The 25,735-nt window shown below is 72.1% G+C and carries 27 protein-coding genes and 1 pseudogene; 13 read left to right on the top strand and 15 right to left on the bottom strand.

Going from position 1 to position 25,735, the window contains the following annotated elements; all coding sequences use genetic code 11:
- Positions 1 to 48 precede the first annotated feature (48 nt).
- Together groL and groES are read right to left on the bottom strand one after the other, a co-directional pair.
- Entirely contained in the window at positions 49 to 1,668 is a 1,620-nt protein-coding gene (groL, locus tag C1J01_RS25990; protein ID WP_111181589.1) for a chaperonin GroEL, read from the bottom strand.
- A 73-nt stretch (positions 1,669 to 1,741) separates the two neighbouring features.
- The gene (gene groES, locus C1J01_RS25985; RefSeq protein ID WP_043623565.1) at positions 1,742 to 2,053 is read right to left on the bottom strand and encodes a co-chaperone GroES; all 312 of its coding nucleotides are present in this window, start codon (positions 2,051 to 2,053) and stop codon (positions 1,742 to 1,744) included.
- A 299-nt stretch (positions 2,054 to 2,352) separates the two neighbouring features.
- On the opposite strand from groES, the gene C1J01_RS25980 reads away from it, so the two are divergent.
- From C1J01_RS25980 to C1J01_RS25960, 5 genes are all read left to right on the top strand, one after another.
- Entirely contained in the window at positions 2,353 to 3,531 is a 1,179-nt protein-coding gene (locus tag C1J01_RS25980; protein ID WP_111181588.1) for a class I SAM-dependent methyltransferase, read from the top strand.
- Between the two features lie 258 nt (positions 3,532 to 3,789).
- Positions 3,790 to 5,424: a hypothetical protein gene (locus C1J01_RS25975; protein WP_111181587.1), complete on the top strand. Its 1,635-nt coding sequence runs from the start codon at positions 3,790 to 3,792 to the stop codon at positions 5,422 to 5,424.
- Between the two features lie 54 nt (positions 5,425 to 5,478).
- Positions 5,479 to 5,838: a hypothetical protein gene (locus C1J01_RS25970; protein ID WP_111181586.1), complete on the top strand. Its 360-nt coding sequence runs from the start codon at positions 5,479 to 5,481 to the stop codon at positions 5,836 to 5,838.
- Entirely contained in the window at positions 5,835 to 6,740 is a 906-nt protein-coding gene (locus tag C1J01_RS25965; RefSeq protein ID WP_111181585.1) for an NAD-dependent epimerase/dehydratase family protein, read from the top strand. Before C1J01_RS25970 ends, C1J01_RS25965 begins: the two co-directional genes overlap by 4 nt.
- 19 nt (positions 6,741 to 6,759) lie before the next feature.
- Positions 6,760 to 8,073, top strand: coding sequence for an acyltransferase family protein (locus C1J01_RS25960; protein WP_220040096.1), 1,314 nt, complete (start codon positions 6,760 to 6,762; stop codon positions 8,071 to 8,073).
- Here C1J01_RS25960 and tsaD read toward each other — a convergent pair.
- The 11 genes from tsaD to C1J01_RS25905 form a co-directional block, all read right to left on the bottom strand.
- Positions 8,054 to 9,085, bottom strand: a complete 1,032-nt coding sequence (gene tsaD, locus C1J01_RS25955) for a tRNA (adenosine(37)-N6)-threonylcarbamoyltransferase complex transferase subunit TsaD (protein WP_111181584.1) — start codon at positions 9,083 to 9,085, stop codon at positions 8,054 to 8,056. The genes C1J01_RS25960 and tsaD overlap by 20 nt on opposite strands.
- Entirely contained in the window at positions 9,078 to 9,509 is a 432-nt protein-coding gene (gene rimI, locus C1J01_RS25950) for a ribosomal protein S18-alanine N-acetyltransferase (RefSeq protein WP_111181583.1), read from the bottom strand. Before rimI ends, tsaD begins: the two co-directional genes overlap by 8 nt.
- Before the next feature lie 11 nt (positions 9,510 to 9,520).
- Entirely contained in the window at positions 9,521 to 10,168 is a 648-nt protein-coding gene (gene tsaB / locus C1J01_RS25945; protein ID WP_111181582.1) for a tRNA (adenosine(37)-N6)-threonylcarbamoyltransferase complex dimerization subunit type 1 TsaB, read from the bottom strand.
- Positions 10,169 to 10,195: 27 nt separating this feature from the next.
- A complete protein-coding gene (locus C1J01_RS25940; RefSeq protein WP_111181581.1) occupies positions 10,196 to 11,122 on the bottom strand; it encodes an aminoglycoside phosphotransferase family protein in 927 nt (308 codons plus the stop codon).
- Positions 11,123 to 11,132: 10 nt separating this feature from the next.
- Positions 11,133 to 11,672: a class F sortase gene (locus C1J01_RS25935; RefSeq protein WP_235854667.1), complete on the bottom strand. Its 540-nt coding sequence runs from the start codon at positions 11,670 to 11,672 to the stop codon at positions 11,133 to 11,135.
- Between the two features lie 3 nt (positions 11,673 to 11,675).
- Positions 11,676 to 12,365, bottom strand: coding sequence for a hypothetical protein (locus C1J01_RS25930; protein WP_146615722.1), 690 nt, complete (start codon positions 12,363 to 12,365; stop codon positions 11,676 to 11,678).
- A gap of 168 nt (positions 12,366 to 12,533) precedes the next feature.
- The gene (tsaE, locus tag C1J01_RS25925) at positions 12,534 to 12,995 is read right to left on the bottom strand and encodes a tRNA (adenosine(37)-N6)-threonylcarbamoyltransferase complex ATPase subunit type 1 TsaE (RefSeq protein ID WP_328589679.1); all 462 of its coding nucleotides are present in this window, start codon (positions 12,993 to 12,995) and stop codon (positions 12,534 to 12,536) included.
- Positions 12,992 to 14,041: an alpha/beta fold hydrolase gene (locus C1J01_RS25920; protein WP_111181591.1), complete on the bottom strand. Its 1,050-nt coding sequence runs from the start codon at positions 14,039 to 14,041 to the stop codon at positions 12,992 to 12,994. The genes tsaE and C1J01_RS25920 overlap by 4 nt, the downstream gene beginning before the upstream one ends.
- A gap of 43 nt (positions 14,042 to 14,084) precedes the next feature.
- Positions 14,085 to 15,230, bottom strand: coding sequence for an alanine racemase (alr, locus tag C1J01_RS25915; RefSeq protein ID WP_181448966.1), 1,146 nt, complete (start codon positions 15,228 to 15,230; stop codon positions 14,085 to 14,087).
- A gap of 42 nt (positions 15,231 to 15,272) precedes the next feature.
- Entirely contained in the window at positions 15,273 to 16,748 is a 1,476-nt protein-coding gene (locus C1J01_RS25910; protein WP_111181579.1) for an NAD(P)H-hydrate dehydratase, read from the bottom strand.
- Positions 16,749 to 16,757: 9 nt separating this feature from the next.
- Positions 16,758 to 17,108: a holo-ACP synthase gene (locus tag C1J01_RS25905; RefSeq protein ID WP_111181578.1), complete on the bottom strand. Its 351-nt coding sequence runs from the start codon at positions 17,106 to 17,108 to the stop codon at positions 16,758 to 16,760.
- A 148-nt stretch (positions 17,109 to 17,256) separates the two neighbouring features.
- Between C1J01_RS25905 and coaA the strand changes: the two genes are divergently transcribed.
- The 6 genes from coaA (at position 17,257) to C1J01_RS25875 (ending at position 23,056) form a co-directional block, all read left to right on the top strand.
- Positions 17,257 to 18,159 (top strand): type I pantothenate kinase, encoded by a 903-nt coding sequence (gene coaA, locus C1J01_RS25900; RefSeq protein ID WP_220040097.1) that lies wholly within the window; start codon positions 17,257 to 17,259, stop codon positions 18,157 to 18,159.
- A 169-nt stretch (positions 18,160 to 18,328) separates the two neighbouring features.
- Complete coding sequence (locus C1J01_RS25895; protein ID WP_111181576.1) at positions 18,329 to 19,255, top strand: DUF389 domain-containing protein; 927 nt, start codon at positions 18,329 to 18,331, stop codon at positions 19,253 to 19,255.
- A gap of 40 nt (positions 19,256 to 19,295) precedes the next feature.
- Positions 19,296 to 20,207, top strand: a complete 912-nt coding sequence (locus C1J01_RS25890) for an ABC transporter ATP-binding protein (RefSeq protein ID WP_111181575.1) — start codon at positions 19,296 to 19,298, stop codon at positions 20,205 to 20,207.
- Entirely contained in the window at positions 20,200 to 21,057 is an 858-nt protein-coding gene (locus tag C1J01_RS25885; RefSeq protein WP_111181574.1) for an ABC transporter permease subunit, read from the top strand. Before C1J01_RS25890 ends, C1J01_RS25885 begins: the two co-directional genes overlap by 8 nt.
- The gene (locus C1J01_RS25880; protein ID WP_111181573.1) at positions 21,054 to 21,971 is read left to right on the top strand and encodes an ABC transporter ATP-binding protein; all 918 of its coding nucleotides are present in this window, start codon (positions 21,054 to 21,056) and stop codon (positions 21,969 to 21,971) included. Before C1J01_RS25885 ends, C1J01_RS25880 begins: the two co-directional genes overlap by 4 nt.
- A 368-nt stretch (positions 21,972 to 22,339) precedes the next feature.
- The gene (locus C1J01_RS25875) at positions 22,340 to 23,056 is read left to right on the top strand and encodes an ABC transporter permease subunit (protein WP_111181572.1); all 717 of its coding nucleotides are present in this window, start codon (positions 22,340 to 22,342) and stop codon (positions 23,054 to 23,056) included.
- Between the two features lies 1 nt (position 23,057).
- Here the strand turns inward: C1J01_RS25875 and C1J01_RS25870 are convergent, their stop codons facing one another.
- Both C1J01_RS25870 and C1J01_RS25865 read right to left on the bottom strand, forming a co-directional pair.
- Entirely contained in the window at positions 23,058 to 23,852 is a 795-nt protein-coding gene (locus C1J01_RS25870; protein WP_111181571.1) for an ABC transporter permease, read from the bottom strand.
- Positions 23,849 to 24,553 carry an ABC transporter ATP-binding protein gene (locus C1J01_RS25865; RefSeq protein WP_111181570.1) on the bottom strand — a complete coding sequence of 235 codons (705 nt, stop codon included), beginning with the start codon at positions 24,551 to 24,553 and terminating at the stop codon, positions 23,849 to 23,851. Before C1J01_RS25865 ends, C1J01_RS25870 begins: the two co-directional genes overlap by 4 nt.
- Positions 24,554 to 24,615: 62 nt before the next feature.
- Here C1J01_RS25865 and C1J01_RS25860 point away from each other — a divergent pair, with 62 nt between their 5' ends.
- Positions 24,616 to 25,020, top strand: a complete 405-nt coding sequence (locus C1J01_RS25860) for a GntR family transcriptional regulator (protein WP_111181569.1) — start codon at positions 24,616 to 24,618, stop codon at positions 25,018 to 25,020.
- Positions 25,017 to 25,735, top strand: a pseudogene (locus tag C1J01_RS25855) (hypothetical protein); the annotation flags it as partial. The gene C1J01_RS25860 and the pseudogene C1J01_RS25855, both read left to right, overlap by 4 nt.

The following is a 25,735-nucleotide window of genomic DNA, read 5'->3' as shown; positions in this document are numbered from 1 at the left end:
GCAGACGGCCCGCGCCCTTGCGGGGCGGGCCGTCTGCGGTCGGGGTGGTCAGTGGCCGTGGCCGTGACCGTGGCCCTGGCCGTTGGCCGGGGCCTCCTCCTCGGGCTTGTCCACCACGAGCGCCTCGGTGGTGAGGAGCATGCCCGCGATCGACGCGGCGTTCTGCACGGCCGAGCGGGTGACCTTCACCGGGTCGATGACGCCCTGGGCGATCAGGTCGCCGTACTCGCCGGTCGCGGCGTTGAGGCCGTGACCCGCGGACAGCTCGGCGACCTTGTGCGTCACCACGTAGCCCTCGAGACCGGCGTTCTCGGCGATCCAGCGGGCCGGCTCGACCAGGGAGCGGCGCACGATGCCGACACCGGTGGCCTCGTCGCCCGTCAGACCGAGGTCGTCGAGCTCCTTGGAGACGTGGATGAGCGCGGAGCCACCGCCGGAGACGATGCCCTCCTCGATCGCGGCGCGCGTCGCGGAGATCGCGTCCTCGAGGCGGTGCTTCTTCTCCTTCAGCTCCACCTCGGTGGCGGCGCCGACACGCAGCACGCACACACCGCCGGCCAGCTTGGCCAGGCGCTCCTGCAGCTTCTCGCGGTCCCAGTCGGAGTCGGACTGCTCGATGGCAATCTTGATCTCCTTGACGCGGTCCTCGATCGCCTGCGCGTCACCGGCGCCGTCGACGATGGTCGTGGCGTCCTTGGTGACCACGACGCGGCGGGCCGTGCCGAGCACCTCGAGGCCGACGTGCTCCAGCTTGAGGCCGACCTCCTCGCTGACGACCTGGCCGCCGGTGAGGATGGCCATGTCCTGCAGCATCGCCTTGCGGCGGTCGCCGAAGCCGGGGGCCTTGACGGCCACGGAGGTGAAGGTGCCGCGGATCTTGTTGGTGACCAGGACGGCCAGGGCCTCGCCCTCGACGTCCTCGGCGACCACGAGCAGCGGCTTCTTCGTCTGGGCGATCTTCTCCAGCAGCGGCAGGAAGTCCGCGATGGAGGAGATCTTGCCCTGGGTGAGCAGGATGTAGGCGTCCTCCAGGACGGACTCCATGCGCTCGGGGTCGGTCACCATGTAGGCCGACAGGTAACCCTTGTCGAACTGCATGCCCTCGGTGAACTCGAGCTCCATGCCCATGGCGTTGGACTCTTCGACGGTGAGGACACCGTCCTTGCCCACCTTGTCGAACGCCTCGGCGATCAGGCCGCCGATCTGCGCGTCCTGAGCGGAGATCGTGGCGACGTTGGCGATCTCCTTCTTGTCGTCGACCTCACGGGCGCTCGCCAGAAGGCGCTCGCTGACCTCCTTGGCGGCCTTGTCGATGCCGCGCTTGAGGGACAGCGGCGAGGCGCCGGCCGCCACGTTGCGCAGGCCCTCGCGGACCATGGCCTGAGCCAGGACGGTCGCGGTGGTCGTGCCGTCGCCCGCGATGTCGTTGGTCTTGGTCGCCACTTCCTTGGCGAGCTGGGCGCCGAGGTTCTCGTAGCGCTCTTCCAGCTCGATCTCGCGGGCGATGGTGACGCCGTCGTTGGTGATCGTCGGAGCACCGAACTTCTTGTCGATGACGACGTTGCGGCCACGCGGGCCCAGGGTAACCTTCACGGCGTCCGCGAGGGCGTTCACACCGCGCTCGAGCGCGCGGCGGGCGTCCTCGTCGAACTCCAGGATCTTCGCCATTTGCTGAAAGTCCTCTCCTAGCGTCGAAAGCCCCGGCCGCCCTCAAGAGCGCCCGGGGCTCGACACATCCGGCCTACTTCTCGATGATCGCGAGAACGTCGCGAGCGGAGAGCACGAGGTACTCCTCGCCGCCGTACTTGACCTCGGTGCCGCCGTACTTGCTGTAGAGGACGATGTCGCCCTCGGAGACGTCGAGCGGAATCCGCTTGTCGCCGTCCTCGTCCCAGTTGCCGGGGCCCACCGCGAGGACCTTGCCCTCCTGCGGCTTCTCCTTGGCGGTGTCCGGGATGACAAGGCCGGAAGCGGTGGTCTGCTCGGCCTCAAGCGGCTGGACCACGATGCGGTCGCCGAGCGGCTTAACGGGAACCTTGGTGGCGGTCGTCACGATCGGACCTCCCCTTCAGATGTGAATGATCAGAAGAGGCGACCAGCTGGGCCTGCCGTCGCGGGTGTCAGACCTGCCTCGTCGCACGTTGGCACTCTCAAGGTGAGAGTGCCAACACGAAACATATGCAAGAGGGGCTTGACAGTCAACACGAACGCGTCTGCTCAGAGCGATCAGGGTGGGGTTCCGCGCCCGGATCAGCGACGACGCCCGGAGTTCCGGGGTCCGCAAGAGCGACACGACGGACGAAACCAGGCCGGGGTCCGGGTGGGCGGCGGCTGGCGCTAACGTCGGGTGGCGTGGACCTCGACGCCTTCACCGAGTTGCTGACCCCGCGCGGGCGGCGGGCGCTCGCGGAGGCCGGGGAGCTCGCCGGCGCCGATCCGGTCGCCGCCGCCACGACCCTGCGCAGGTCGTACGACGCCGCGCTCACCTCCGCCGCCCTCACCCAGGCCGGGCTGAGGGAGCGGGCCAGGGCCAAGTTCGGCGCCGAGGCCGGGCTGATGTACTTCACGCCCCACGGCCTGGAGCAGTCCACGCGCGCGGAGGTCGCCGCCCACCGCGCCCTCCGCCTGCTCGACCTCCACGATGACGGGAGCCCTCCGCGCGTCGTGGACGCCTGCTGCGGGATCGGCGGCGACCTGCTCGCGCTCGCCCGCGCCGGCTGCGCGGTGGACGCCGTCGACACCGACCCGCTGACCGTCGCCGTGGCGCGGGCCAACGCCGAGGCGCTCGGGCTGGGCGACCGGGTGCGCGTGACCGTCGCCGACGCGGCCGGGGTGCGGCCCGAGGACTACGACGTGCTGTTCGCCGACCCGGCCAGGCGCACGGGCAAGGGGCGCACGTTCGACCCCATGGCCTACTCGCCGCCGTGGCCGGTGGTGCTCGACCTCGTCGGCAGGGCCCGCCTGGCGTGCCTGAAGGTCGCCCCCGGCATCCCGTACTCCTACATCCCCGAGGGCGCGCAGGCGGAGTGGGTGTCGTACAAGGGCGAGGTCAAGGAGGCCACGCTGTGGAGCGGGCAAGGCGGCGGGCGGCGGGCCACGCTGCTGCCCGGCGGGCACACCCTGTCCGCCATGGGCGCCGAGGCCCCGACCGGCCCGCCCGGACGCTACGTGTACGAGCCCGACGGCGCGGCCGTCCGCGCCCACCTGGTCGGCGAGGTCGCCGAGCTGGTCGGCGGACGCCTGCTCGACCCGATGATCGCCTACATCGCCGCGGACGACCCGGTGGAGACCCCATGGGCGACAAGATATGAAGTAGAAGACGTTCTCCCGTTTTCGCTGAAAAAACTCCGCGCCGCACTCCGCGAGCGGAAAATCGGCAATGTCACCATCAAAAAGCGCGGCTCCGCCGTCGACATCGAACGTCTGCGCAGCGATTTGCGCCTTAACGGCGAGAATGCAGCGGTCATCATCCTGACCAGGATCACCGACAAACCTTCGGTGCTGATCTGCCGTCCGCTCTCACCTGCCTGAACGAGCGTAAACGGGCAATCAACGCGTTAACCGCGATCTCTCAATTCGCGTCCGCCGGACCTGGATCCAGCGGCTAAGGTGGGCGGGCGGGAGTTCTCCCCCTAATGCGGTTACCCGCGTTCTCGCTCTTTCATCTGCAAACCGGACCTACCCCACCGCTGCGCGGCAGACCGTCGGCGAGCGAAGGAGCTTTCGGTGGACCATTCCCATCACACCACCCTTCTCCAGGCAGGCGGACATTCCGCCATCTCCGAGAGGATGCGAGACCTGCTCGCGCGCGCCGCGCAAGACCACGTGTACGAGCAGCGCACCCAGGGGGCCGTCCTCGACGAGATCCGCCAGCGGCTCGAAGGCATGGAATGGCTGCTGCGCGAGGTGCGCGAGCGGGAGCTGGGCGGGCTCAGCGGCACCCTCGAGTCGGTCAGCGGGCGGCTCGACGAGATCTCCGTCAAGCCGCCGATGTGGGCCGAGGGCCTGGCCCAGCACGTCGAGGCCGTACGCGACCACGTGGACGCCGTGGGCGACAGGGTGGGCGAGGTCGACGCCCGGGTGACCCCGGTCGGCGAGCTGCCGGGCGTGCGGGCCGATCTGGGCGCGGTGGGCGAGAGCGTGGAGGAGGCGCTCAAACGCCTGCAGTCGGTGCTCGACACCACCGCCGACTTCGCGGCCAAGCTGTCCGTGCTCGGCTCCAGCATGGAGGCCGCCGCCAGCCGCTTCACCCGGCTCGACAAGTCGGTGGCCGAGCTGGCCTCCCGTACCGAGCGGGTGGAGGGCGTCGTCACCGAGCTGTCGCAGGGCATCGGCGAGCAGGTGACCGACGCGGTCTCCGAGACGGTCGTGCGCTTCACCGCCCGCCTGGAGGAGACCGACCAGCGGCTGACCGCCCGCCTCGACGAGAGCGACCGGCACGTCACCGCCCGGCTCGACGAGACCGACCAGCGTCTCGCCACGGCCCTGGTCGAGGCCGACGAGCGGCTGGTCTGCCGGCTGAAGGAGGCCGACGAGCAGTTCGCCGGCCGCCTGGCGAGCGCCGAGCAGCGCCTGACGGCCCGGCTCGACGAGACCGACCGCCACCTCGCCGTCCAGCTCGGGGAGAGCGAGCAGCGCCTGACGGCCCGCCTCAGCGCCGTGGATGCCCGGCTCGAGCGGGCCGAGGGCCGGCTCACCGGGTTCGACAGCAGGCTCGAGTCCGCCGACGAGTGCCTGGCCGAGATCGACACCCGGCTGGGCGGGGTCGACAAGCGGCTCACGTCCATGGACGAACGGCTCGGCGGGGTCGACCGGCGGCTCGGCACCCTCGACGGCCACCTGGGCCGCCACGACGACCGCTTCGACGCGCTCGACGTCCGCATCGACACCCGTTTCGGCATGATCGACGAACGCCTCACCGCCACCGACCAGCGCCTCGGCGAGGGCGTCACGCGCAACGAGGGCCGCTTCAACAAGCTCGACAGCCACATGGACGCCATCGACGAGCGCCTGACCGAGGCCGAAGAGCACATCAGCAGCCGCTTCGACACGATCGACAGCCGCTTCAACGGCCTCGACACCCACATGAACGGCCTGGCCACCCGCGCCGAGCAGGCCGGCGAACACCTGGAGGCGGTCGACGACCGCATCGAGGCCGTCAGCCGCTCCGTGAGCGAGCTGCCCGCGTCGCTCCCCGAGCTGATCCGGTCCCACTCCGGCGAGCAGGCCGAGCGGCTGACCGCCGCCGCCGACGCGCTCGGCGAGCTGGTCAGGGCGCGTCCCGACCGCGAGGAGCTCGCCGAGACGGTCACGGGCGTCGTCCAGCCCGCCACCGACGACCTGACCAGGCGGCTGGCCGCGCTGGAGGAGACCATGCTGGCCCTGGCGGAGGCCCTCCTGCGCCCGGCCCGCACGAAGGACTGACGTCACGTTCGCGGGGTCTGGAACGTCCGTGCTCCGAGGAAAGGAGAGCGACGGATGTTCGTCAAGATCACGGTGGTGGTGGCGGCGGCCACGATGCTGGGGGCCGGCGCGTGGATGCGCGTCGACCCGGACGGCTTCGCGGCGTGGGCGGGCTGGCCCGCCCACGTCCACTTCCTGCACGACGCCGGTGTCTTCCAGATCGGCATCGGCCTGATGATGCTGTGCGCGCTGCGGTGGCGTGACGTGATCGCGGTGGTGCTGGCCGGGTTCGTGTTCACCAATACCTTCCACGCGGTCAACCACCTGCTGGATCGTCACCTCGGCGGCCGAGACTCCGACTGGTGGCAGCTCGGGCTCCTGTCGGTGCTCGCCGCGGCGGCGCTGGCCGTGCGGCTGCGGGCGCTGCGGTCATGAGGGTGCTCCTGGCCGGCGCCACCGGCGTCGTGGGCAGGGAGCTGGTGGCGCAGTTGCGCGCGGCCGGCCACGAGGTGCTCGCCCTGACGCGGTCGCCCGGCAGGCTGACGGGCGTGACGCCGGTGGTCGCCGACCTGACCGACCGCGACGCGGTGCTGGCCGCCGTCGAGGGGCACGAGGCCGACGCGGTGGTGCACCAGGCGACGGCGATCTCGGGTGTCCCGCTGTTCCACCGCGACCTGCACGCGACCGACGCCCTGCGCGAACACGGCACCGCCACCCTCGTCGAGGCCACCCGCCGGATGGGCGCGCGCCGCTTCGTGACGCAGTCGTTCTTCCTCGGGTACGGCTACCACGACCACGGCCCCGACCCCGTCACCGAGGACCGCCCCTTCGCCCCACCCGGGCGCGGCCCCTTCGAGGTGCACATGCGCGCGATGCGCCACAACGAGCGGCTGGCCCTGGAAACGCCGGGCATCGAGGGTGTGGCGCTGCGCTACGGCATGTTCTACGGTCCCGAGCCGGCCACGCGGCGGCTGGTGGAGCTGGCCCGGCGGCGCCTGCTGCCGGTGTTCCGCCCGTCGGGCGTGATCGCGCCGGTCCACGTGCACGACGCCGCCTCCGCGGCCGTGGCCGCGCTGGAGCGGGGGCGGGGGGCGTACAACATCGCGGGGGACGAGGCCGTGTCGTTCGGCGCGTACGTGCGGGCTCTGGCCGCCGCGGTGGGCGCGCCGGAGCCGTACACGGTGCCCTCGTGGCCGCTGCGGGCGGCGCCGTACGCGTACGCGATGCTCGTGCGCACACGCATCCGGCTGAGCACGGAGAAGGCCAGGCGGGAGCTCGGCTGGTCGCCCGCCTACCCGACCCTGCGCGACGGGATACGCCGGTCGTGTCCTGGGTAGACGACGGTGCGTGTCGCTGATGGCTGGTGCCCTGGGGCAAGTGCGGCGGCTGGCCGAGGAGACGCCGGCACGTCGGGATCGCCATGTCGACCTGCTGCGCGCCATCGCGATCGGCGCCGTGGTCATCGGTCACTGGCTGGCGGTGCACGTCACGTACGACGGCGGGCTGACCGGCGGCAACGCGCTGGACCTGGTGTCCTGGGCCGTGCCGCTCACCTGGCTGTTCCAGGTCATGCCGGTGTTCTTCCTGGTCGGCGGGTACGCCAACGCCGCGTCCCTGGCCTCCCACCGGGCGCGCGGCGGCGACTCCGCGGCCTGGGCGTTGCGCCGTACCGACCGGCTGCTGCGGCCCACCACGACGCTGCTGGCCGTGCTGACGGCGGCGGCCCTGTCGGCGCGCGCGCTCGGCGCGGGCGCCGACCTGGTGGGCATCGGGGTGTGGATGGCGGCGATCCCGCTGTGGTTCCTGGTGGCGTACCTGGCCGTGGTGGTGCTCACGCCGATGACGCACGCGCTGCACCGCCGCCACGGCCTGGCGGTGCCGGTGGTGCTGACCGTCCTGGTCGGCCTGGGCGACGCGGCACGGCTGCTGGACTGGGCGCCCGCGGTGGGCGAGGCGAACTTCCTGCTGGCCTGGCTCGCCGTGCACCAGCTCGGCTTCGCCTGGCAGGACGGCCGCCTGCCCGCCCGGCCGAGGGTGGGCTGGTCGCTGGCGGCCGTGGGGCTGGCCGTGCTGGTGCTGCTGACCGTGCTCGGCCCGTACCCACTTGGCATGGTCGGGCAGAACACCTCGCCGCCCACCCTCGCGCTGCTGGCGCTGGCCCTCACGCAGACGGGCCTGGCGCTGGCCTCGCACGGCCCGGCCTCGCGGTGGTTGCGGAGGCTGCGTCCGTGGACGGTCGTCGTGGGGATCAACTCGGTGATCATGACGCTCTTCCTGTGGCACATGACCGCCGCCGTGCTCGGCGCGCTCGTGTTGTACCCGACCGGGGTGCTGCCGGACCCGCCCGCGGGCACGCCGCTGTGGCTGGTGCTGCGGCTGCCCTGGCTGGCCGCGCTCGCCGTGATCCTCCTGGTGCTCGTGGCGGTGTTCGGGCCGGTGGAACGGCGCTCCGGCCCCAGCCCCGCCGCGGGAGCCAGGGCGGGGACGGCGGCGGGGCTGCTGACGTGCGCCGGGATGGCCGCCGTGCTGGGCGGGATCCTCGCCATCGCGATCGCCGGGCCCGGGGACCACGGGCTGACCGGCATGCCGCCGGCGGCCCTGGCCGGCTATTTCGCCGGCGCCGCGACGCTGCGGCTCACCCGCGCCCGGTTCAGACGTGCACCGTCGTGATCGGCAGCGAGGAGTCGGCCGGAATCTCCAGCGTCGAGGGCCGGACACCGGCCGCCACCAGGTCGGAGCCGAGCGCGGCCACCATGGCGCCGTTGTCGGTGCACAGGCCGGGACGGGGCACCCGCAGGCGTACGCCCGCCGCGTCGCACCGCTCCTGCGCCAGCGCGCGCAGCCGGGAGTTGGCCGCCACGCCGCCGCCGATCAGCAGGTCGTGCACGTCGTACTTCTTGCACGCCTGCAGCGCCTTGCGGGTCAGCACGTCGACCACCGCCTCCTGGAAGGACGCGGCGACGTCGGGCACGTGGATCGACTCGCCCGCCGCCTCGCGGGCCTCGACCCAGCGCGCCACGGCCGTCTTGAGGCCGGAGAAGGAGAAGTCGAGCGTGCCGTCGTCGATCTTGCCGCGCGGGAACGCGACCGCCGCGCCGGAGCCGTCACGGGCGGCGCGGTCGATGTGCGGCCCGCCGGGGAACGGCAGCCCGAGCACCCGCGCCACCTTGTCGAACGCCTCGCCGGCCGCGTCGTCGACGGTGGAGCCGAGCGAGATCACGTCTTCGGCCACGTCAGGCACGAGCAACAACGACGAGTGGCCGCCCGAGACCAGCAGGGCCACGCACGGCTTGGGCAGCGGCCCGTGCTCAAGCTGGTCGACCGCGACGTGGGCGGCCAGGTGATTGACCCCGTAGAGGGGCACGCCGAGGCCCAGCGCGTACGACTTGGCCGCGGCCACGCCGACCAGCAGCGCTCCGGCGAGCCCTGGACCGGCCGTCACGGCGATGGCGTCGATGTCGGAGAACGTCAGCCCGGCCGCGGTCAGCGCCGCCTCCACGGTGGGCGTCATGGCCTCCAGGTGGGCGCGCGAGGCGACCTCGGGCACGACGCCGCCGAAGCGGGCGTGCTCGTCCATGCTGGAGGCGATGGTGTTGGCCAGCAGCGTGTGGCCCCTGACGATGCCGATGCCGGTCTCGTCGCAGGACGTCTCGATGCCCAGGACCAGAGGTGCGTCAGCCATCCAGCTTCCTTCTCATCATGATCGCGTCGGTGCCGTCGTCGTAGTAGCGGCGGCGGACGCCGATCTCCTCGAACCCGAAATGCCGGTAGACCGCCTGCGCGCGCGGGTTGTCGGCGCGTACTTCCAGGAAGATCTCCCGCGCGCCCCTGCGGCCGGCCTCGGCGAGCAGCGCGGTGAGCATCGCGCTGCCGATGCCGGTGCCGCGGTGTTTCTCCAGCACCGCGATGGTCTGCACGTCGGCCTGGTCGGCCGCGGCGGCGAGCCCGGCGTAACCGACGATCTCGCCGTCGACCAGCGCCACCACGTAGTGGCGGGTGCGGGGCATGTCGGCCAGCTCGCCGCGCATCATGCCCTCGCTCCACGCGTCGAGCGGGAACGTGGCGCGCTCGATGGCCATGACCGCCGGCAGGTCGTCCTCGGTCATCGGCCGGAGTTTCACGCCGTCACCCTCTTCGGCGCGCCGGGCACCACGGCGTCGGGCCGGCGCAGGTAGATCGGACGCGGCGGATCGAGCGGGACGCCCGCCGCCAGCCGCTCGGCGGCCAGGGCGGCGAGGGCCCCCGCGTAGGGATAGGGCGGCGCGCCGGCGCCGTCGCCGAGGACGTCGGGGTAGAGCGTGGCGGCGGCGCCCACGACCGGCAGGCCGTCGATCGGCACGTCGGCGGGACGGTCGACGAACGGCCCGTCGACCCGGGTGCGCATGTCGGAATAACGCGCCCAGAACACCTCTTTGCGCCGCGCGTCGGTGGCCGCCAGGAACGGCTCGGTGAGCCCGCTGCCGTAGGCGACCGCGTCGAGCGTGCAGATGCCGTACGCGGGGACGCCGAGCGTGGTGGCGAGGCCCTGCGCGGTCATCAGCCCGACGCGCAGGCCGGTGTAGGGGCCGGGGCCGCTGCCGGCCACGATGGCCGTCACCTCGCGCAGCGGGACGGCGGCCTCCTGGAGGACGAGCTCGATGGTGGGGACGAGCAGCTCGCCGTGGCGCCGGGCGTCGATCGTCGTACGCTCGGCGAGCACCCGCTCCCCGTTGTGGAGCGCGGCGGTGACGGCGGGTGTCGCGGTGTCAAAGGCCAGGACCAGCACGACTGTCAAGCGTACCCGCCACCGGGGTCACGCCCAGCCGGTACGCCGCTTCAGCCAGTCGAGGGCCACCACGCCCTGGGCCCGCTGGAACGCCCGCAACGTGGGCAGACCGGGCGGAGCGGGCTGGAGGGACTGCCGCAGCAGGTAGCCGGCGACCGCCGCCACCACCGTCGTGACGGCCGGATCGGGGTCGGCGCACAGCTCGTCGGGCGGCGGCCCGCCCTGCATCGAGACCGACGGCAGCATGGCCAGCCGGTCGAACCACGGCGCCCCGAGGCACGCGTACGGCCAGTCGACGAGGTAGACCCGGTCGCCGGCGAGCAGGATGTTGTCGGCCCGCAGGTCGCCGTGGATCAGGCTGTCGCCCGCCGCCGCCTCGGCCCACCCCGACTCCACCTCGGCCAGCTCGCCGAGGTGGCGCACCGCCCAGGGGTCGAGGCCCGTGGTGTCCTCGCCGAGCAGCCGGCGCCAGCCGCGGAAGGCGTCGCCGAACGCCTCGCCGACGGTGGGCACCTTGACCGGCGACGGCGTGAGCTCCGCCGTCATCCGCTCGATCGCCGCCATCACCACGTCGAGCTGGTCACGCCGCCACGGCAGCGCGGGATGCTCGCCCTCGACGTCCTCGAAGACCAGCGCCACCCAGCCCTCCAGCTCGAAGCCGGTCAGCAGCCGCGGCGCGGGCACGGACGCGGGCAGCGCCGCCGCGACCTTCAGCTCGGCCTGGTAGAGCTCGACGGTCTTCGGGTTGGGCTCGGGCCCGACGGCCTTGACGAAGGCGCGCCTGCCGTTGCCGGCACGCAGGCGGGCGGCGCAGGCCGGGGAGAAACCGCCCGGCTGGGTGACGGCCTCGACCACCGGCGCGCCGAGGAACTCCGTCACCGCGGCGCGCACGCCCGGATGCACGTCATGCCAGGGCACGCGGACGCCGGAGGCAGGTGGGTTGTCGGCACTCATGGCCGCCCTCTCAGACCGGTGAGGCGTACACGATGACGTTATCGAGGTACTCGCCCTTGGCGTAATCGAATTTCCCGCCGCACGTCACCAGCTTGAGCCCGTCCTCCACGTAGACGCGTTTCGTGGGGAAGCTGTCCTTGTGCACCTGTTCGACGGAGTCGACCTTGTACGTCACGACCTTGCCGTCGCTGCGTTCCACCTTGACGGTCTCGCCCTTGCGTAACTGGCGCAGGCGGTAGAAGACGGCGGGCGCCGTCTTGGTGTCGACGTGCCCGATGATCACCGAGGCGCCCTTCTCGCCGGGCACCGCGCTGCGCGCGTACCACCCGGCCACCTTGGGCTTCTCGTACGGAGGCAGCTCGACCTCGCCGTTCTTGAGCAGGCCGAGCTTCATCAGCGGGGCCTCCACGTCGATCGACGGGATGTCGATGCTCTCGGGCACGACCGCCTTCGCCGGGGTGGTCTTCTGGGTCTGCAGGTTGCTGCCGAACGCGGCGAGCACCAGACCCGTCACCGCGCCGGCCAGCACGACCCGTCCTGGACGGGCCACCGCCTACGCCTTGGAACGACGCTTGATCGCGATGCCGACGCCGGCCGCCAGGGCGAGGCCGATGAGCACGCCCGCGGGCCCGAGCGGGATGGACGACTCGTCGGCGGCCTCCTGCGCGTACGTGCCGCCGCCGCCCGCTCGCGGCGCCCTGCTGGGCAGGCCGGTGGGCAGGTCGTCGTCCTCGTTCTCGTCGGCGGGCGGCGCGACGACGCGGAGGGTGGCGCGGCCCATGTCGTTGGTGCCGTCGCACTTGACGTCGACGCGGTAGCTGTCGCGCCCGACAGTGCCGGAGACCTGGGCCTCGCCGCGCACCCACGGCGAGGCGACGGCCGGCGAGGAGGTCGAGGTGGGGGTGACCGAGGCCGCGGGCACCGGGTTGAGCGTGACGCCGCTGACGAACGCCCTGGACGTGGCCGTGCCGGTGTGGGCGGGACCGCCGGTCGGCACCGGGCAGTTCGCTAAGATCCACACGCTGGTCGTCTCGCCGGCGGGGACGCGGTCGGGGTTGAGCTGCACCGAGATGGTCGGCCTGGTGGTCGTCGGGCTGGCGCTCCCGGTGGCGGTCGGGGCCGCCGTGCCGCTCACGGTGGGGGTGGGGGTGGCCGTCGGATCGGTCTCGGCCGAGGCTGTGCAGCCGGTCAGACCGACCATGACGATGGCTCCCGCGTACGCGACTCGCCTGACCCTGAGCACCGGCCGCACCCCACTCTGCCGTCGTACAACCCAGCATCCACCGAATCTGTGGATGTCGCCCCTCGTGATACCCAGAAAATCTGGGCGAATCCCTGACCAACGATCATGTTTCAGATCGCCGGCCGGTTACGTCAAGAGTGCCAGGCGTACCGGCGCTTTACCCGCTTTTTAATCTTGCGGCGGATCAGACGGCGTGTCGGCCCACCGCGCGCCCACGCCGCGCAGGGTCACGACGCGGGCGTCGTCGCCGCCCTCGCGGTCGATGTGGATCTCCAGCCGGTCTTCGGACAGGCCCTCGACCAGCCCTTCGCCCCACTCGACGACGGTCACCGACTCCTCCAGCGAGGCGTCGAGGTCGAGGTCGTCGACCTCGAGGCCGCCGCCCAGCCGGTAGGCGTCGGCGTGGACGAGCGGCGGGCCCTGGTGCAGCGACGGGTGCACACGGGCGATCACGAACGTGGGCGAGGTGATCGGGCCGCGTACTTTGAGGCCCTCGGCGATGCCCTGCACGAGCGTCGTCTTGCCCGCGCCGAGCGGGCCCGACAGGATCACCAGGTCACCGGGCCGCAGCAGGGCGGCCAGGCGGGCGCCGTAGGCGCGCATGTCGTCGGCGGTCGCGAGTCTCGTCACAGCGCCACCCTCTTCACCAGGTCGCGCAGCGCGTCGTTGACGACGCCCGGCCGCTCCAGCTGGATGAGATGGGACGTGTCGGGCACCTCGGTGAGCTGGGCCTTGGGCAGCGCGGCGGCGATGGCCTTGCTGTGGTCGGGCGGGGTCAGCCAGTCGCTGTCGCCGACCAGGATCGCGGTCGGCACCGGGTCGAGGACGTGCAGCGCGGAGAGCTTGTCGTGGTTCATCAGCGCGGGGTAGAAGTCGGCGACCACCTCGGTCGGCGTCTGCCTGATCATCGACTCGGCGAAGTCGACCACGGTGGGGCTGACGTTGCCGGAGTCGCCGAAGCCGAAGTAGCGGGTGATGAGGAAGGCGATGTCGCTGCCGGCGTTACGGGTCTTGTCGATCAGCGAGCCCCGCTTGCCCAGCATCGAGACCGTGGTGGGGGCCAGTTTGTGCACGACCTTGGAGAGCATCGCCGGCAGGCCCAGCGTCAGCTCGGCCAGCTTGCCCGCCGAGGTGGCGATCAACGCCACCGCGCGGATCTTGTCGCCGAACAGGTGGGGGTGGCGGTCAGCCAGCGCCATGATCGTCATGCCGCCCATGGAGTGGCCGACGAGCACGCACGGCCCCGGCACGAACTCCTCGATCACCTCGGCGAGGTCTTCGCCCAGCCGGTCGATCGTGCTGTCGTCGGCGCCGGCGCGCTGGGAGCGGCCGTGGGAGCGCTGGTCCCACAGCACGACGCGGTAGTTCTCGCGCAGGTCTTTCCGCTGGTAGTGCCATGACTCCAGGCTGAGGCAGTAGCCGTGGCAGAACACGATGGTCAGCGGGGCGTCCTCCGGGCCGTCGACCTCGACGTGCAGTGCCTTGCCGTCGGAGGTGATGAGCGTGCGCTGCCTGCCGCGCAGCTCGCCGAAGGGCTCGCTGGCCTCGGGGTCGTGGCGCAGCCGGATGCGGCCGACCGCGTACCGCTTGGCCAGCGCCGCCGCCGCGACACCGGCCGAGGCCGCACCGACGAGCGCGCCGGCGATGCCCACCTTGCGCCGAGTTGTCGTCGTCATCTCCCCGATCCTCTTCCCGCTCATGGCCGCCGCGCGCTCGCCGTCACTCCGTGCTCCTTCTCTCGTAGACCCGCGGCACCCGCGAGCCGATCCTGGTCACGATCTCATGCGTGATCGTGCCGAGGGTATCGGCCCACTCCTGGGCGGTGGGCTCGCCCCCGTCACCGGGTCCGAACAGCACCACCTCGTCGCCGGCCGCCAGCTCGTCGTCACCGAGGTCGATCATGAACTGGTCCATGCACACCCGGCCGGTGATCCGCCGGCGGCGCCCGCCCGCCAGGACCTCGGCGCGGTCGCTCGCGTGGCGCAGGATGCCGTCGGCGTAGCCGAGCGGGACGACGGCGATCGTGGTCTCGCGCTCGCAGACGTAGAGGTGGCCGTAGGAGACGCCGGAGCCCTCGGGCACCCGCTTGACCAGCGCGACCCGGCCGACGAGCGTCATCGCCTGGCGCAGGCCGAAGTCGCCCAGCTCGGGGATGGGGCTCAGGCCGTAGATCGCGATGCCCGACCTGACCATGTCGAAGCGGGCCTCGGGCAGCGTCATGAGCGCGGCGGAGTTGGCGAGGTGCCTGATCACGTGGGAGCCGGCCGCGCCGGCCTGCTCGGCCAGCTTCAGCGCCGCCTCGAACGTCTCCAGCTGCCGCCGGATCGAGGGGTGGCCGGGGATGTCGGCGCAGGCGAAGTGGGACCAGATGCCGGTGATGTCGATGACGCCCTCGGCCTGGAGCTCCATGGCCCTGGACAGCAGCCCCGGCCAGTCGGCCGGGGGCGAGCCGCCCCTGCTCATGCCGGTGTCGGCCTCCAGGTGGGTCTTCGCGGTGACGCCGGTGCGCCGCGCGGCCGCGGCGATCTCGTCGAGCAGCCGCACGTCGGAGGCCGACAGCTCGATGTCGCGGGTCAGCGCCTCGTCGAGCGCCTCGCCCGGGGTGATCAGCCAGGACAGGATCGGCGCGGTCACCCCGCCGTCGCGCAGTGCGAGGGCCTCGCTGATGACGGCGGTGCCGAGCCGGCCGGCCCCGGCCTGGAGCATGGCCTCGGTGGTGGGCAGCAGGCCGTGGCCGTAGGCGTCGGCCTTGACCGCGCCCATGAGCTCCGCACCGCCGGCCCGCTCTTTGAGCTGGGCCACGTTGTGCCTGATGGCGGCCAGGTCGACTCGTGCCTGCGCGGGCGTGGCGATCGAGGAGTACATCCTTCTAGTGTGGCAGCTGGCGCACGTGGTCGAGCGCGCTTCTCACCGCTCGCCGAGTTTTTCGCCGTACGCCGAGCCGCTGGTCACGGCACGGATGGCGGCCGGCACGGCGGTGGCGACGTCGGCCGCCGCCAGGGGTGCGCCGTCGGCGGCCAGCCGCCCGGCCAGCCCGTGCACGTACGCGCCGCACGCGGCGGCGTCGTAGCAGCTCAGCCCCTGGGCGAGCAGCGCGCCCGCGACGCCCGACAACACGTCGCCGGTGCCGCCGGTGGCCAGCCATGAGCTGCCGGTGACGTTGACCCGCGCCTGCCCCGAGGGGCCGGCGATGAGCGTGGTGGAGCCCTTGAGCAGCACGGTCACGCCCAGCTCGGCCGCCGCCGCGCGGACGTGCTCCAGCCGGGCCGCCTCGATGTCGGCGCGCTCGGCGCCGGTCAGCCGGGCCAGCTCTCCGGCGTGCGGCGTGAGGAGCACCGGCGCCGTACGCCGCAGCAGCTCGCGGTCTTTCGCCACGATCGTCAGCCCGTCGGCGTCGATCAGCACGGGCACGTCGGAGGCGAGAACGGAGGCCGCGAGGTCGTGCGCCCGCTCGCCGGTGCCGAGGCCGGGCCCGAGCACCCACGCCTGCACCCGGCCCACCTCGTCGATCGAGGGCCGGTCCAGCACGGTGATCACGGCTTCCGGCCAGTGCGCCCGCACCTGCGCGACCGGCTCCTCGGCGCCGGCGTAGCGCACCATGCCGGCCCCGGCGCGCAGCGCGCCGCCCACGGCCAGCACGGCCGCGCCGGTGTACAGGTGGCTTCCGGCCGCGACGCCGAGCACCCCTCTGCGGTATTTGTCGGACTCGGCGCCGGGCCGGGGCAGCAGCCGCGCCACGTCCTCGTGGCCGAGCGCGACCACGTCGGGATCGGGCACGTACGCCCCCAGCCCGATGTCCACCAGCTCGACCCGGCCCGCGAACTCCGCCCCCGGATCGACGAGCAACCCCGTCTTGTACGCCCCCATGGTCACGGTCACCGCGGCGCGCACGGCCGCCCCCTCGACCCGGCCGCTGCTCGCGTCGACCCCGCTGGGCACGTCGACGGCCACGACCCGGCCCGGCGCCGCGTTGGCCGCCTCCGCCAGCCGCGCGTACGGCTCGCGCAGCGCCCCGGACGCCCCGATCCCGACGAGCCCGTCGAGGATCAGGTCGGCCGCGCCGATCTCGTCGGCCCCGACGACCCGTCCGCCCGCCTCCAGCAGCGCCCGCAGCCCCGCCTCGTGCGTCTTCGACCCGGCCAGGACGGCGCCCACCCGGGCCCCGCGCCGGGCCAGCCGCTGACCGGCGTAGAGCGCGTCGCCGCCGTTGTCGCCGCTGCCGACGAGGAGCACGACGCGTCTGCCGTACACGTGGCCCAGCAGGTCGGCGCAGACGGCGGCGAGCCCGGCGGCGGCGCGCTGCATGAGCGTGCCCTCGGGCAGGCGTGCCATGAGGGTGTGCTCGGCGCCGCGGATCTGGTCGGCGGTGTAGGCGGTGCGCATGGTCCGACGCTATCCCTCCGCGATCACGTAGGCCACGGCGACGCCCGCGTCATGGCTGAGCGAGACGTGCCAGCGCTTGACCCCCAGCTCGGCCGCGACCTCGGCGGCGCGGCCCGACACGCGCAGCTCGGGTCTGCCCAGCTCGTCGCGGCACACCTCGGCCTCGCGGTGCCCGAGGCCGCGGGGCGCGCCGAGCGCCTTGGCCACCGCCTCCTTGGCGGCGAACCTGGCGGCCAGCGAGTGCACCGGCAGCGGCCGCTCCGCCTCGGTGAACAGTCGGTCCCTGAGCCCCGGGGTGCGCTGCAGCGCGGTCTCGAAACGGGCGATGTCGACGACGTCCACGCCGATGCCGAGGATCATCGTCTCAGCGTACTCAGGCCGCGAGCCTTTACCCCGAACCGGCTCTCAGTAATCCCATGTCTTCGTCCACAGGCTGTGGACGAACGGTACCCCGACCGACGTCCGGTTTGTCGCACATCGCTACGCTGCCAAGGTGAACAACGGCTACGTGGAACTGAGCAGGGAGCAGTGGAGCGAGCTCCGCAAGAACACGCCCTTGACTCTCACCGCAGACGAGCTGGAAGAGCTGCGCGGCGTCGACGACCCCATCGATCTCACCGAAGTCACCGACATCTACCTCCCACTGACCCGGCTGCTCAACCTGCACTTCACCGGGTCCAAGCAGCGCAGCAGCGTGCTCAGCGCCTTCCTCGGCAAACCCGAGCGGCGCGTGCCGTACGTGCTGGGCCTGGCCGGAAGCGTCGCGGTCGGCAAGTCGACGACGTCGCGGCTGTTGCACACCCTCCTGGCTCGCTGGCCCGAGCACCCGCACGTGGAGCTGGTCACCACCGACAGCTTCCTCTACCCCAACGCCGTGCTCGAGTCCAAGAAGATCATGCACCGCAAGGGCTTCCCCGAGAGCTACGACCGGCGCGCGCTGGTCAGGTTCGTGGCGGCGGTCAAGGCGGGGGCCGCGGAAGCATGCGCGCCCGTCTACAGCCACCTTGAGTACGACATCGTCCCCGGCGCCGCTCAGGTCGTCAAAAATCCGGACATCTTGATTCTGGAAGGGCTCAACGTCCTCCAGCCGGCCCCGCCCACCTCCCTCGCCGTCAACGACTACTTCGACTTCTCCATCTACGTCGACGCCAAGGTCGAGGACATCCGCACCTGGTACGTCGAACGGTTCCACAAACTCCGCCGCACCGCCTTCGAGGACCCGAAGTCCTACTTCCGCCACATCGCCGACATGTCCTACGACGAGGCCACGAAGTTCGCGGTCAACGTCTGGCACGACATCAACGAACGCAACCTCGTCGAGAACATCGCCCCCACCAGGGGCCGCGCGGACCTCGTCCTCAAGAAGGGCGCCGATCACTCGGTCCGCAAGGTTCGGCTCCGCCAGACCTGAACGCCTCCTCGGCCAGGAACCGGGCGAACCTGCCCCGGCACTCCTGGTCGTCGATGGCGGCGAACCAGCACTCCTCACCGTGGTCGTGGCACGTGAACCTGATCATGTGAGGGAGCCTCGCGTATTCGGGTCAACACCACGTCAACGTCCGATCGACGACAATGGCCGCGTGCTGCATCTGCGACTGATCGTCCCCCCGGCGCGCACGGACGAGGCGACGGCGGTGTTGGCGGACGCCCCCGGCGTCACCAACATCGTCGTCCTCCGCGGAGCGGCCCGCGAGCCCGCAGGCGACGTCGTCCTGTGCGACGCGGCCAGAGAGTCGGCCAACGAGGTGCTCGGGCGGCTCGGCTGGCTGGAGACCGAGGGCTCCATCGCCGCCGAGCAGGTCGACCTGTCGATGTCGCGGGCCGCCGCCAGGGCGATCGAGGAGGCCCCAGGAGAGCCCGACGACGCGGTGATCTGGGAAGAGCTCGCCCAGAAGGTCTACGCCGACTCCCGCATCACGTGGGCGTACCTCGCCTTCCTGGCCATCGCCACCCAGCTCACGGGCATCGCCGTGCTGCTGAACTCCCCCATCCTGATCGTCGGCGCGATGGTCCTCGGGCCCGAGTTCGGTGCGGTCGCGGCCGTCTGCTTCGGGCTGCTGCACCGCAGGTGGCTGCTGATCGGCACCGCGTTCAGGACACTTCTCGTCGGGTTCGCCGTGGCCATCGCGATCACGGTCGCCTGCGCGTACGTCTCCGCCCTGCTCGGCTGGATCGGCCCCGGCAACCTCACCACCAACCAGGAGATGCAGTTCATCGTCAAGCCCGACCGCTGGTCGTTCATCGTGGCGCTGCTGGCGGGCGCGGCGGGCGTGCTGTCGATCACGGCGGGCAAGTCGTCGGCCCTGATCGGCGTCTTCATCTCCGTGACCACGGTGCCCGCCGCCGGCTACGCGGCCGTCGCTCTGGCACTGGGCGAATGGCGCGAGGTCGGCCTGTCGGCGCTGCAGCTGGCGGTCAACGTCCTCGGGATGGTCGTCGCGGGCACCGTCACCCTCATGGTCCAGCGGAGATTCTGGCCTCAAGTAGGACGCCGTTCATCCGGATGAACGAGGCCACCGCCCCGGCGCTGCCGGTAGTGTCCGGCACATGCACATCCTCGCCACCGAGGGGCTGACCAAACGCTTCCCCACCGTCACCGCGGTCGATCAGCTCACGGTCACCGTGGGGTCCGGCGTCACCGGCCTGGTCGGGGCGAACGGCGCGGGCAAGTCCACGCTGATCAAGATGCTGCTCGGGCTGCTGCCGCCCACCGGCGGCCGGGCCAGCGTGCTCGGCCTCGACGCGACCTCCCGGGGCGCCGAGATCCGCCGGCTCGTCGGCTACATGCCCGAGCACGAATGCCTGCCGCCCGACGTCTCCGCCACCGAGTTAGTGGTCCACCTGGCCCGCATGTCCGGCCTGCCGCGCACCGCCGCCCGCGAGCGCGCCGCCGACGTGCTGCGCCACGTGGGCCTCGCCGAAGAGCGCTACCGGCCCGTCGGCGGCTACTCCACCGGCATGAAGCAGCGGGTCAAGCTGGCCCAGGCGCTGGTCCACGACCCCAAACTGATCTTCCTGGACGAGCCCACCAACGGCCTCGACCCGCGCGGCCGCGACGAGATGCTGACGCTGGTCAGGCGCATCGGCACCGAGTTCGGCATCAGCGTGCTCGTCACCTCCCACCTGCTCGGCGAGCTGGAGCGCATCTGCGACCACGTGATCGTCATCGACGGCGGGCGGCTGCTGCGCTCCTCGTCCATCGGCGAGTTCACCCAGGCCACGCAGACCGTGACGGTCGAGGTCGACGAGGGACTCGACGAGCTGGCCGCCCGGCTGGCCGCCGGGGGGCAGGCCGTCTCGCCGCAGGGCCGCATGCTGGTGGTCAAGGTGCTCGGCCCCGAGACGTACGACGCCGTGCGCGACGCCGCCGCCGACCTCGGCCTCTGCCTCATCCGCCTGGAGCAGAACCGCCACCGCATCGAGGACGTCTTCCGTGACGAGGTGGGGGCGCATGTCTGAGATCTACGACATCGGCTACCGCCACTACGACGGCCCCCGGCTCGGCCGCGCCCACGCCACGCTGGCGCTGGCCGTCCACAGCCTGCGCGGCGTCTTCGGCCTCGGCCGCCCGGCGCGCAGCAAGCTCACGCCGTTCTCGCTGGCCGCCATCATGTTGCTGCCCGCGATCGTGAACGTCGCCACGATGGCCCTCATCCAGCAGCGCGTCGTCCAGTACAGCGGCTACGCAGTCATCATGCAGGCCGTGGTGGCGATCTTCCTGGCCTCCCAGGCCCCGACCCTCGTCGCGCCCGACCTGCGCCACCGCGTGCTGCCGCTCTACCTGTCCCGCCCGGTCACGATCGCCTCGTACGTCGGCGCGAAGGTCGCGGCGATGACCACGGCGGTGTTCGCGCTGGTGGCGGTGCCGCTGACGGTGATGTACCTGGGCGAGCTGGTCGTCGACCTGCCGGGGCCGCCAGCCACCGGGGAGTTCTTCGGCAGCGTCGTCATGGCGCTGGCGCTGGCGCTGCTGCTGTCGGCGTTCGGGCTGGCGCTGGCGTCGTTCACACCGCGGCGCGGGCTCGGGGTCGCCTCGGTGATCACCGTCTACCTGCTGTCGTTCGCGTCGATCCCGCTGGTCTACGGCGCGCTGGCGTCGACCGGCCACGACGACGCGGCCTCGTGGGCCTGGCTGCTCAACCCGTTCTGGCTGGTCGACTCCGTGCAGTCGTGGTTGTTCGGCACGCCGCCGCACTCCATCGAGGGCGGCTACCCCAGCGGCCCGGCCTCGGCGGTGTTCCTCGTGGCGCTGGTCGGGCTCGGCCTGGGCGCCCTCATGCTGCGCTACAGGAAGGCGGCCGCGCGGTGAAGGTCGAGCTGTCACAGGTCTCCCGCTGGTACGGCAACGTGGTGGCGGTCAACGACGTCACCATGACCATCGGCCCCGGCGTCACCGGCCTGCTCGGGCCGAACGGCGCCGGCAAGTCGACGCTGCTGCACATGATGGCCGGCTTCCTGGCACCATCGAGCGGCACGGTCGCGCTGGACGGCGCCCCGGTGTGGAAGAACCACCGCATTTACCGAAATATCGGCCTAGTTCCGGAACGGGAGGGCGTGTACGGCTTCCTGACCGGCTGGCAGTTCGTGCTCTCCGCCGCCCGCCTGCACGGCCTGGGCAACCCGGAGGAGGCCGCCCGCAAGGCCCTGGCCACCGTGGAGATGGAGGAGCCGAAGGACCGGCGGGTCGAGACGTACTCCAAGGGCATGCGCCAGCGGGTGAAGGTCGCCGCGGCGCTCGTCCACGACCCGGCGGTGCTGCTGCTCGACGAGCCGTTCAACGGCATGGACCCGCGCCAGCGCCTGCACCTGATGGACCTCATCCGCGCCATGGGCACCGCCGGCAAGACGATCCTGTTCAGCTCCCACATCCTGGAGGAGGTCGAACGGGTGGCCCAGCACATCGAGGTGCTGGTCGCGGGCCGGCACGCGGCCTCCGGCAACTTCCGCGAGATCCGGCGGCTGATGACCGACAGGCCCCACCTGTTCATGATCCGCTCCAGCGACGACCGCCGGCTCGCCGCCGCCCTCGTCCGCGACCCGTCGACCGGCGGCATCACGCTGAGCCCCGACGGCCTGGAGGTCCAGGCCACCGAGTTCCGCCGCTTCGCCAAACTCCTGCCCCAGGTCGCCCGCGACGAGGGCGTACGCCTCCACCAGGTCTCCCCCGCCGACGAGGACCTGGAGAGCGTCTTCTCGTACCTGATCAACCGGAGCGGCTCGTGAACCCGCACACGCCCGGACCCGCCGAAAGGAGTGAGGCAATGAACACGCGAGGGAGCGCCGTCGCCTGGAGGAGCGGCGGGAGCGCAGCGACCACAGCGGGGGAAGGCGACGGCATCCAAGCGACCGAGCCGCCGAACGGAGTGAGGCAATGAACACGCGAGGGAGCGCCGTCGCCTGGAGGAGCGGCGGGAGCGCAGCGACCACAGCGGGGGAAGGCGACGGCATCCAAGCGACCGAGCCGCCGAACGGAGTGAGGCAATGAACACGCGAGGGAGCGCCGTCGCCTGGAGGAGCGGCGGGAGCGCAGCGACCACAGCGGGGGAAGGCGACGGCATCCAAGCGACCGAGCCGCCGAACGGAGTGAGGCAATGAACACAGTCGTTGCCGGCATCACCTACCGGGCCCTGCTCGGTCGGCGGCGGATCATCCTGCTCCTGCTGCTGCCCCTCGGCCTGATCGGCCTGGCCGTGCTGCTGCGCGTCTTCGGCGGCGACGACCAGCCCACGGCCGTCGGCCTGATGCAGAGCTTCGCCATCGGCACCATGCTGCCGCTGCTGGGCCTCATCGCGGGCACGGGCGTCATCGCCCCCGAGATCGACGACGGCACGATCATCCACCTGATGTCCAAGCCGATCTCCCGCCCGGTCATCGCCCTGACGAAGTTCGTGGTGGCGGTCACGCTGCTGGCCGTCTTCGCGGCCGTGCCCACGTACGTCGCCGCCTGGCTCCTGGTCGGCAACGAGGACCGCATCGCCGCCGGCTTCGCCGCGGGCTCCCTCGCGGCCGGCATCGCGTACGCCGCCGTCTTCCTCCTGCTCGGCGTCGTCACCCGGCACGCGGTCACCATCGGCATCGTCTACGCCCTGGTCTGGGAGAGCCTGGTGGGCAACCTGCTGGCGGGCGCCCGTACGTACTCGATCCAACGCTGGGGCCAGTCCGTCGCCGACCAGATCTCCACCTCGGCCTTCTTCGAGGCCGACGTCTCCCTGAGCTTCGCGATTCCCGCGCTGGTCGTCGTCACCGCGGGCGCCGTCTTCTGGGCGGGCCGCCGCCTGCGCGTCTTCTCCCTCACGGGCGACGAGTGAGTCACGTGATGTCCCTGCGCAGCGGCACGGCGACGGCCACCAGGGCGGCGAGCAGCGTGTAGCCGAGCAGCACGGCGGCGCCGAGGGAGGCCGGCAGCAGCTCGACGGAGGCTCCACCCGTCTGGGAGGCGACGGCGTCGGCCACGTAGGTGAATCCGGTCAGCGCGGCGGCGGCCCCGCCGGGCAGGTAGGGGTAGACGAGATCGGCCCCGGGCAGGGCCAGCAGCGCGGTCTCGACCAGGTAGAAATAGCCGCCGAGGACGGCGAGCGCGGCCAGCTGGTTGCGCAGCAGCGCACCGACCGCCACGCCGAGCAGCGTGTATCCGGCCATCGCGACCGCGATCCTGCCCAGCAGCGCGAGTACGGCGGTCGCGGGCAGGCCGAGCACGACGCCCTTGACCGCGGCCGCCGCGAAGAGCGCGCTCCCGGCCACAGCGGCGGTCGCGAGCCCGTAGCCGAGCCCGGCGGCCGCGTACACGACGAGTTTGGCCACCAGCGCCGCCCATCTCCTCGGGACGAAGAGCGCGGTGGCGGTGATCGTGCGGTGCCGGTATTCGGCGGCCACCGCCGTGGTGCCGAGCAGCGCGGGCACGAAGGCGAGCATCCCGAGCAGTCCGAGCACCATGCGCGTGCCGATCTCGGTCTCCAGGCCGGGCAGCGGCGGCTGGAAGTTCTCGGGGCCGACGAGGGCGAGCAGCCCGATCAGGGCGCCGCTGCCGATCGCCGCGACCAGTCCCCACAGCGGCAACCTGGAGGCGAACAACCGCCGCCATTCGGCCGAGACGTACGCGATCATGCGGCACCTCCGGTCAGGCCGAGGTAGACGTGTTCGAGGGTGGGCCGCTCGGCGGAGATCAGACCGGTCACGGCTCCCGCGGTGACCAGCCGTCCCTCGCGGATCATCACGACGTGCCCGGCCAACTGCTCCACCTCGCTGAGGACATGGCTGGAGACGAGGACCGTGCGCCCTTCCCCGGCCAGGCCGCGCAGGAAGCCGCGCAGCCAGGCGATGCCCTCCGGGTCGAGCCCGTTGCCCGGCTCGTCCAGCACCAGCACGCGCGGGTCGCCGAGCAGCGCGGTCGCCAGGTGCAGCCGCTGCCGCATCCCGGTGGACAGCGTCCGCGTCGGGCGCCCGGCGAACGCGGCCACCCCTGTCACCTCCATGACCTCGGCGACCCTGGACCGGGAGTGGCCGCCCATGCACGCGTAGACGCGCAGGTGGGCGTGTGCCGTGTGGCTCGGGTGGAACCCGGAATCGTCCAGCACCGCGCCGACCTCCGATGACGGACGGCGCAGGTCCGCGTAGCGCCGCCCGTTGATGGTCGCACTGCCGGCGCTGGGGGTGAGCAGTCCGAGGATCATGCGCATGGTGGTGGTCTTCCCCGCCCCGTTCGGGCCGAGGAAGGCGGTCACCGTCCCCGGCGCGACGGTGAAGGTCAGCTCGCTGACCGCGGTCACCGCGCCGAACCGCTTGCTCAGGCCGCGTGTCTCGATCACGTCAGCACCGCCTCTCCTAGCGCTATCTGTTCTATTAGTTGTATATCAGATAGACTCGAAGTGTGAACCTGACCATCGATCTCGACAGCGACGTGCCGATCTACCAGCAGATCAGGGACCGGATCGTGGAGGCGATCGCGCGAGGAGAGATCGCGGAGGGCGATCCGCTGCCGTCCACCCGCCGGCTCGCAGCCGACTTCGCGATCAACTTCCACACCGTCAACAAGGCGTACGACCTGCTCAAACAGGAAGGCGTCATCCGCGTCAACCGCAAGAGCGGCGCGGTCATCAGGCGCGACCCCCGCACGGGGCCACCCGACCCGGGATTCGCCGAAGGCTGGGAGGACCGCCTGCGCGTGCTGCTCGCCGAGGCCACCGTGCACGGCCTCGACCAGGACGAGGTGGTGCGGAGGTGCACGGCGACGCTGTCCGGGTTCAGGTCGCCGGCCGAGCGGGTGTCGAGGTGACGCCGACCGTCGCCGCGGGCCTGACGGCCGTCGTGCTGATCACCTGCTTCGCCCTGGCCACACCCGCGCTGTCCCGGCCCACGCTGCCGTTCGGTGTCCGCGTCCCCGCCGACCGTGCCGCCGACCCGGCCGTGCTCGCCGAGCGCCGCGTCTACGTGAGGCTGACCCTGCTGTCCGCCGCGGCCGCGGCGGCGCTGTGCGCCTTCTTCCCGGAGATCGCCGGGATCGCCCTCGGGGTGGGCTGCGCGCTGCTGTACCACCGCGCCCACCGCAGACTCCGCACGGCCAAGCGCTCGGGTGGCTGGCACGAGGGACGCCGCCAGGGCGTGACCGTGGACACCACGTTCCGCACCGACCCGGTACGCCTGCCCTGGGCCTGGCTCACCCCCGCCGCGGCGATCACGCTGATCACCGCGGTGCTCGGCTGGTGGCGCTACGGCGATCTGCCCGCGACACTCGCGGACTTCCTCGGTCTCGGCGTCGAACCACGCCCGCGTCAGCCCACGACGCCGCTCGCCGCGTTCGAACCCGTGATCTCCCAGGCCGTGATCGTCCTGCTGTTCCTCGCGATGACGCTGCTCCTGCTGCGCGCCCGCCCCGACCTGGACGCCGCCCGCCCCGCCGGGTCGGCCCGCAGATACCGCGTCTACCTGCGCGGCATGGCACGCATGTCACTGCTGGGCGCGGCCGGCGTCACGTTCTCCCTGCTGATCAC

It is taken from the genome of Nonomuraea aridisoli, from assembly GCF_003236395.1.
Classification (GTDB): domain Bacteria; phylum Actinomycetota; class Actinomycetes; order Streptosporangiales; family Streptosporangiaceae; genus Nonomuraea; species Nonomuraea aridisoli.
The sequence above is the reverse complement of the archived record's forward strand: the minus strand, read 5'-3'. Positions and strand labels throughout refer to the sequence as shown.

Excerpts from the sequence above, each read along its gene's own strand:
- groL (WP_111181589.1), bottom strand. The coding sequence starts at position 1,668 with ATGGCGAAGATCCTGGAGTTCGACGAGGACGCCCGCCGCGCGCTCGAG.
- C1J01_RS25940 (WP_111181581.1), bottom strand. The coding sequence starts at position 11,122 with ATGAGTGCCGACAACCCACCTGCCTCCGGCGTCCGCGTGCCCTGGCAT.
- C1J01_RS25905 (WP_111181578.1), bottom strand. The coding sequence starts at position 17,108 with ATGATCCTCGGCATCGGCGTGGACGTCGTCGACATCGCCCGTTTCGAG.
- alr (WP_181448966.1), bottom strand. The coding sequence starts at position 15,230 with ATGTACTCCTCGATCGCCACGCCCGCGCAGGCACGAGTCGACCTGGCC.
- rimI (WP_111181583.1), bottom strand. The coding sequence starts at position 9,509 with ATGACCGAGGACGACCTGCCGGCGGTCATGGCCATCGAGCGCGCCACG.
- C1J01_RS25965 (WP_111181585.1), top strand. The coding sequence starts at position 5,835 with ATGAGGGTGCTCCTGGCCGGCGCCACCGGCGTCGTGGGCAGGGAGCTG.
- C1J01_RS25970 (WP_111181586.1), top strand. The coding sequence starts at position 5,479 with ATGTTCGTCAAGATCACGGTGGTGGTGGCGGCGGCCACGATGCTGGGG.
- C1J01_RS25910 (WP_111181579.1), bottom strand. The coding sequence starts at position 16,748 with ATGCGCACCGCCTACACCGCCGACCAGATCCGCGGCGCCGAGCACACC.
- C1J01_RS25870 (WP_111181571.1), bottom strand. The coding sequence starts at position 23,852 with ATGATCGCGTACGTCTCGGCCGAATGGCGGCGGTTGTTCGCCTCCAGG.
- C1J01_RS25920 (WP_111181591.1), bottom strand. The coding sequence starts at position 14,041 with ATGACGACGACAACTCGGCGCAAGGTGGGCATCGCCGGCGCGCTCGTC.
- C1J01_RS25960 (WP_220040096.1), top strand. The coding sequence starts at position 6,760 with ATGGCTGGTGCCCTGGGGCAAGTGCGGCGGCTGGCCGAGGAGACGCCG.
- C1J01_RS25885 (WP_111181574.1), top strand. The coding sequence starts at position 20,200 with ATGTCTGAGATCTACGACATCGGCTACCGCCACTACGACGGCCCCCGG.
- C1J01_RS25875 (WP_111181572.1), top strand. The coding sequence starts at position 22,340 with ATGAACACAGTCGTTGCCGGCATCACCTACCGGGCCCTGCTCGGTCGG.
- C1J01_RS25890 (WP_111181575.1), top strand. The coding sequence starts at position 19,296 with ATGCACATCCTCGCCACCGAGGGGCTGACCAAACGCTTCCCCACCGTC.
- C1J01_RS25975 (WP_111181587.1), top strand. The coding sequence starts at position 3,790 with ATGCGAGACCTGCTCGCGCGCGCCGCGCAAGACCACGTGTACGAGCAG.
- tsaD (WP_111181584.1), bottom strand. The coding sequence starts at position 9,085 with ATGGCTGACGCACCTCTGGTCCTGGGCATCGAGACGTCCTGCGACGAG.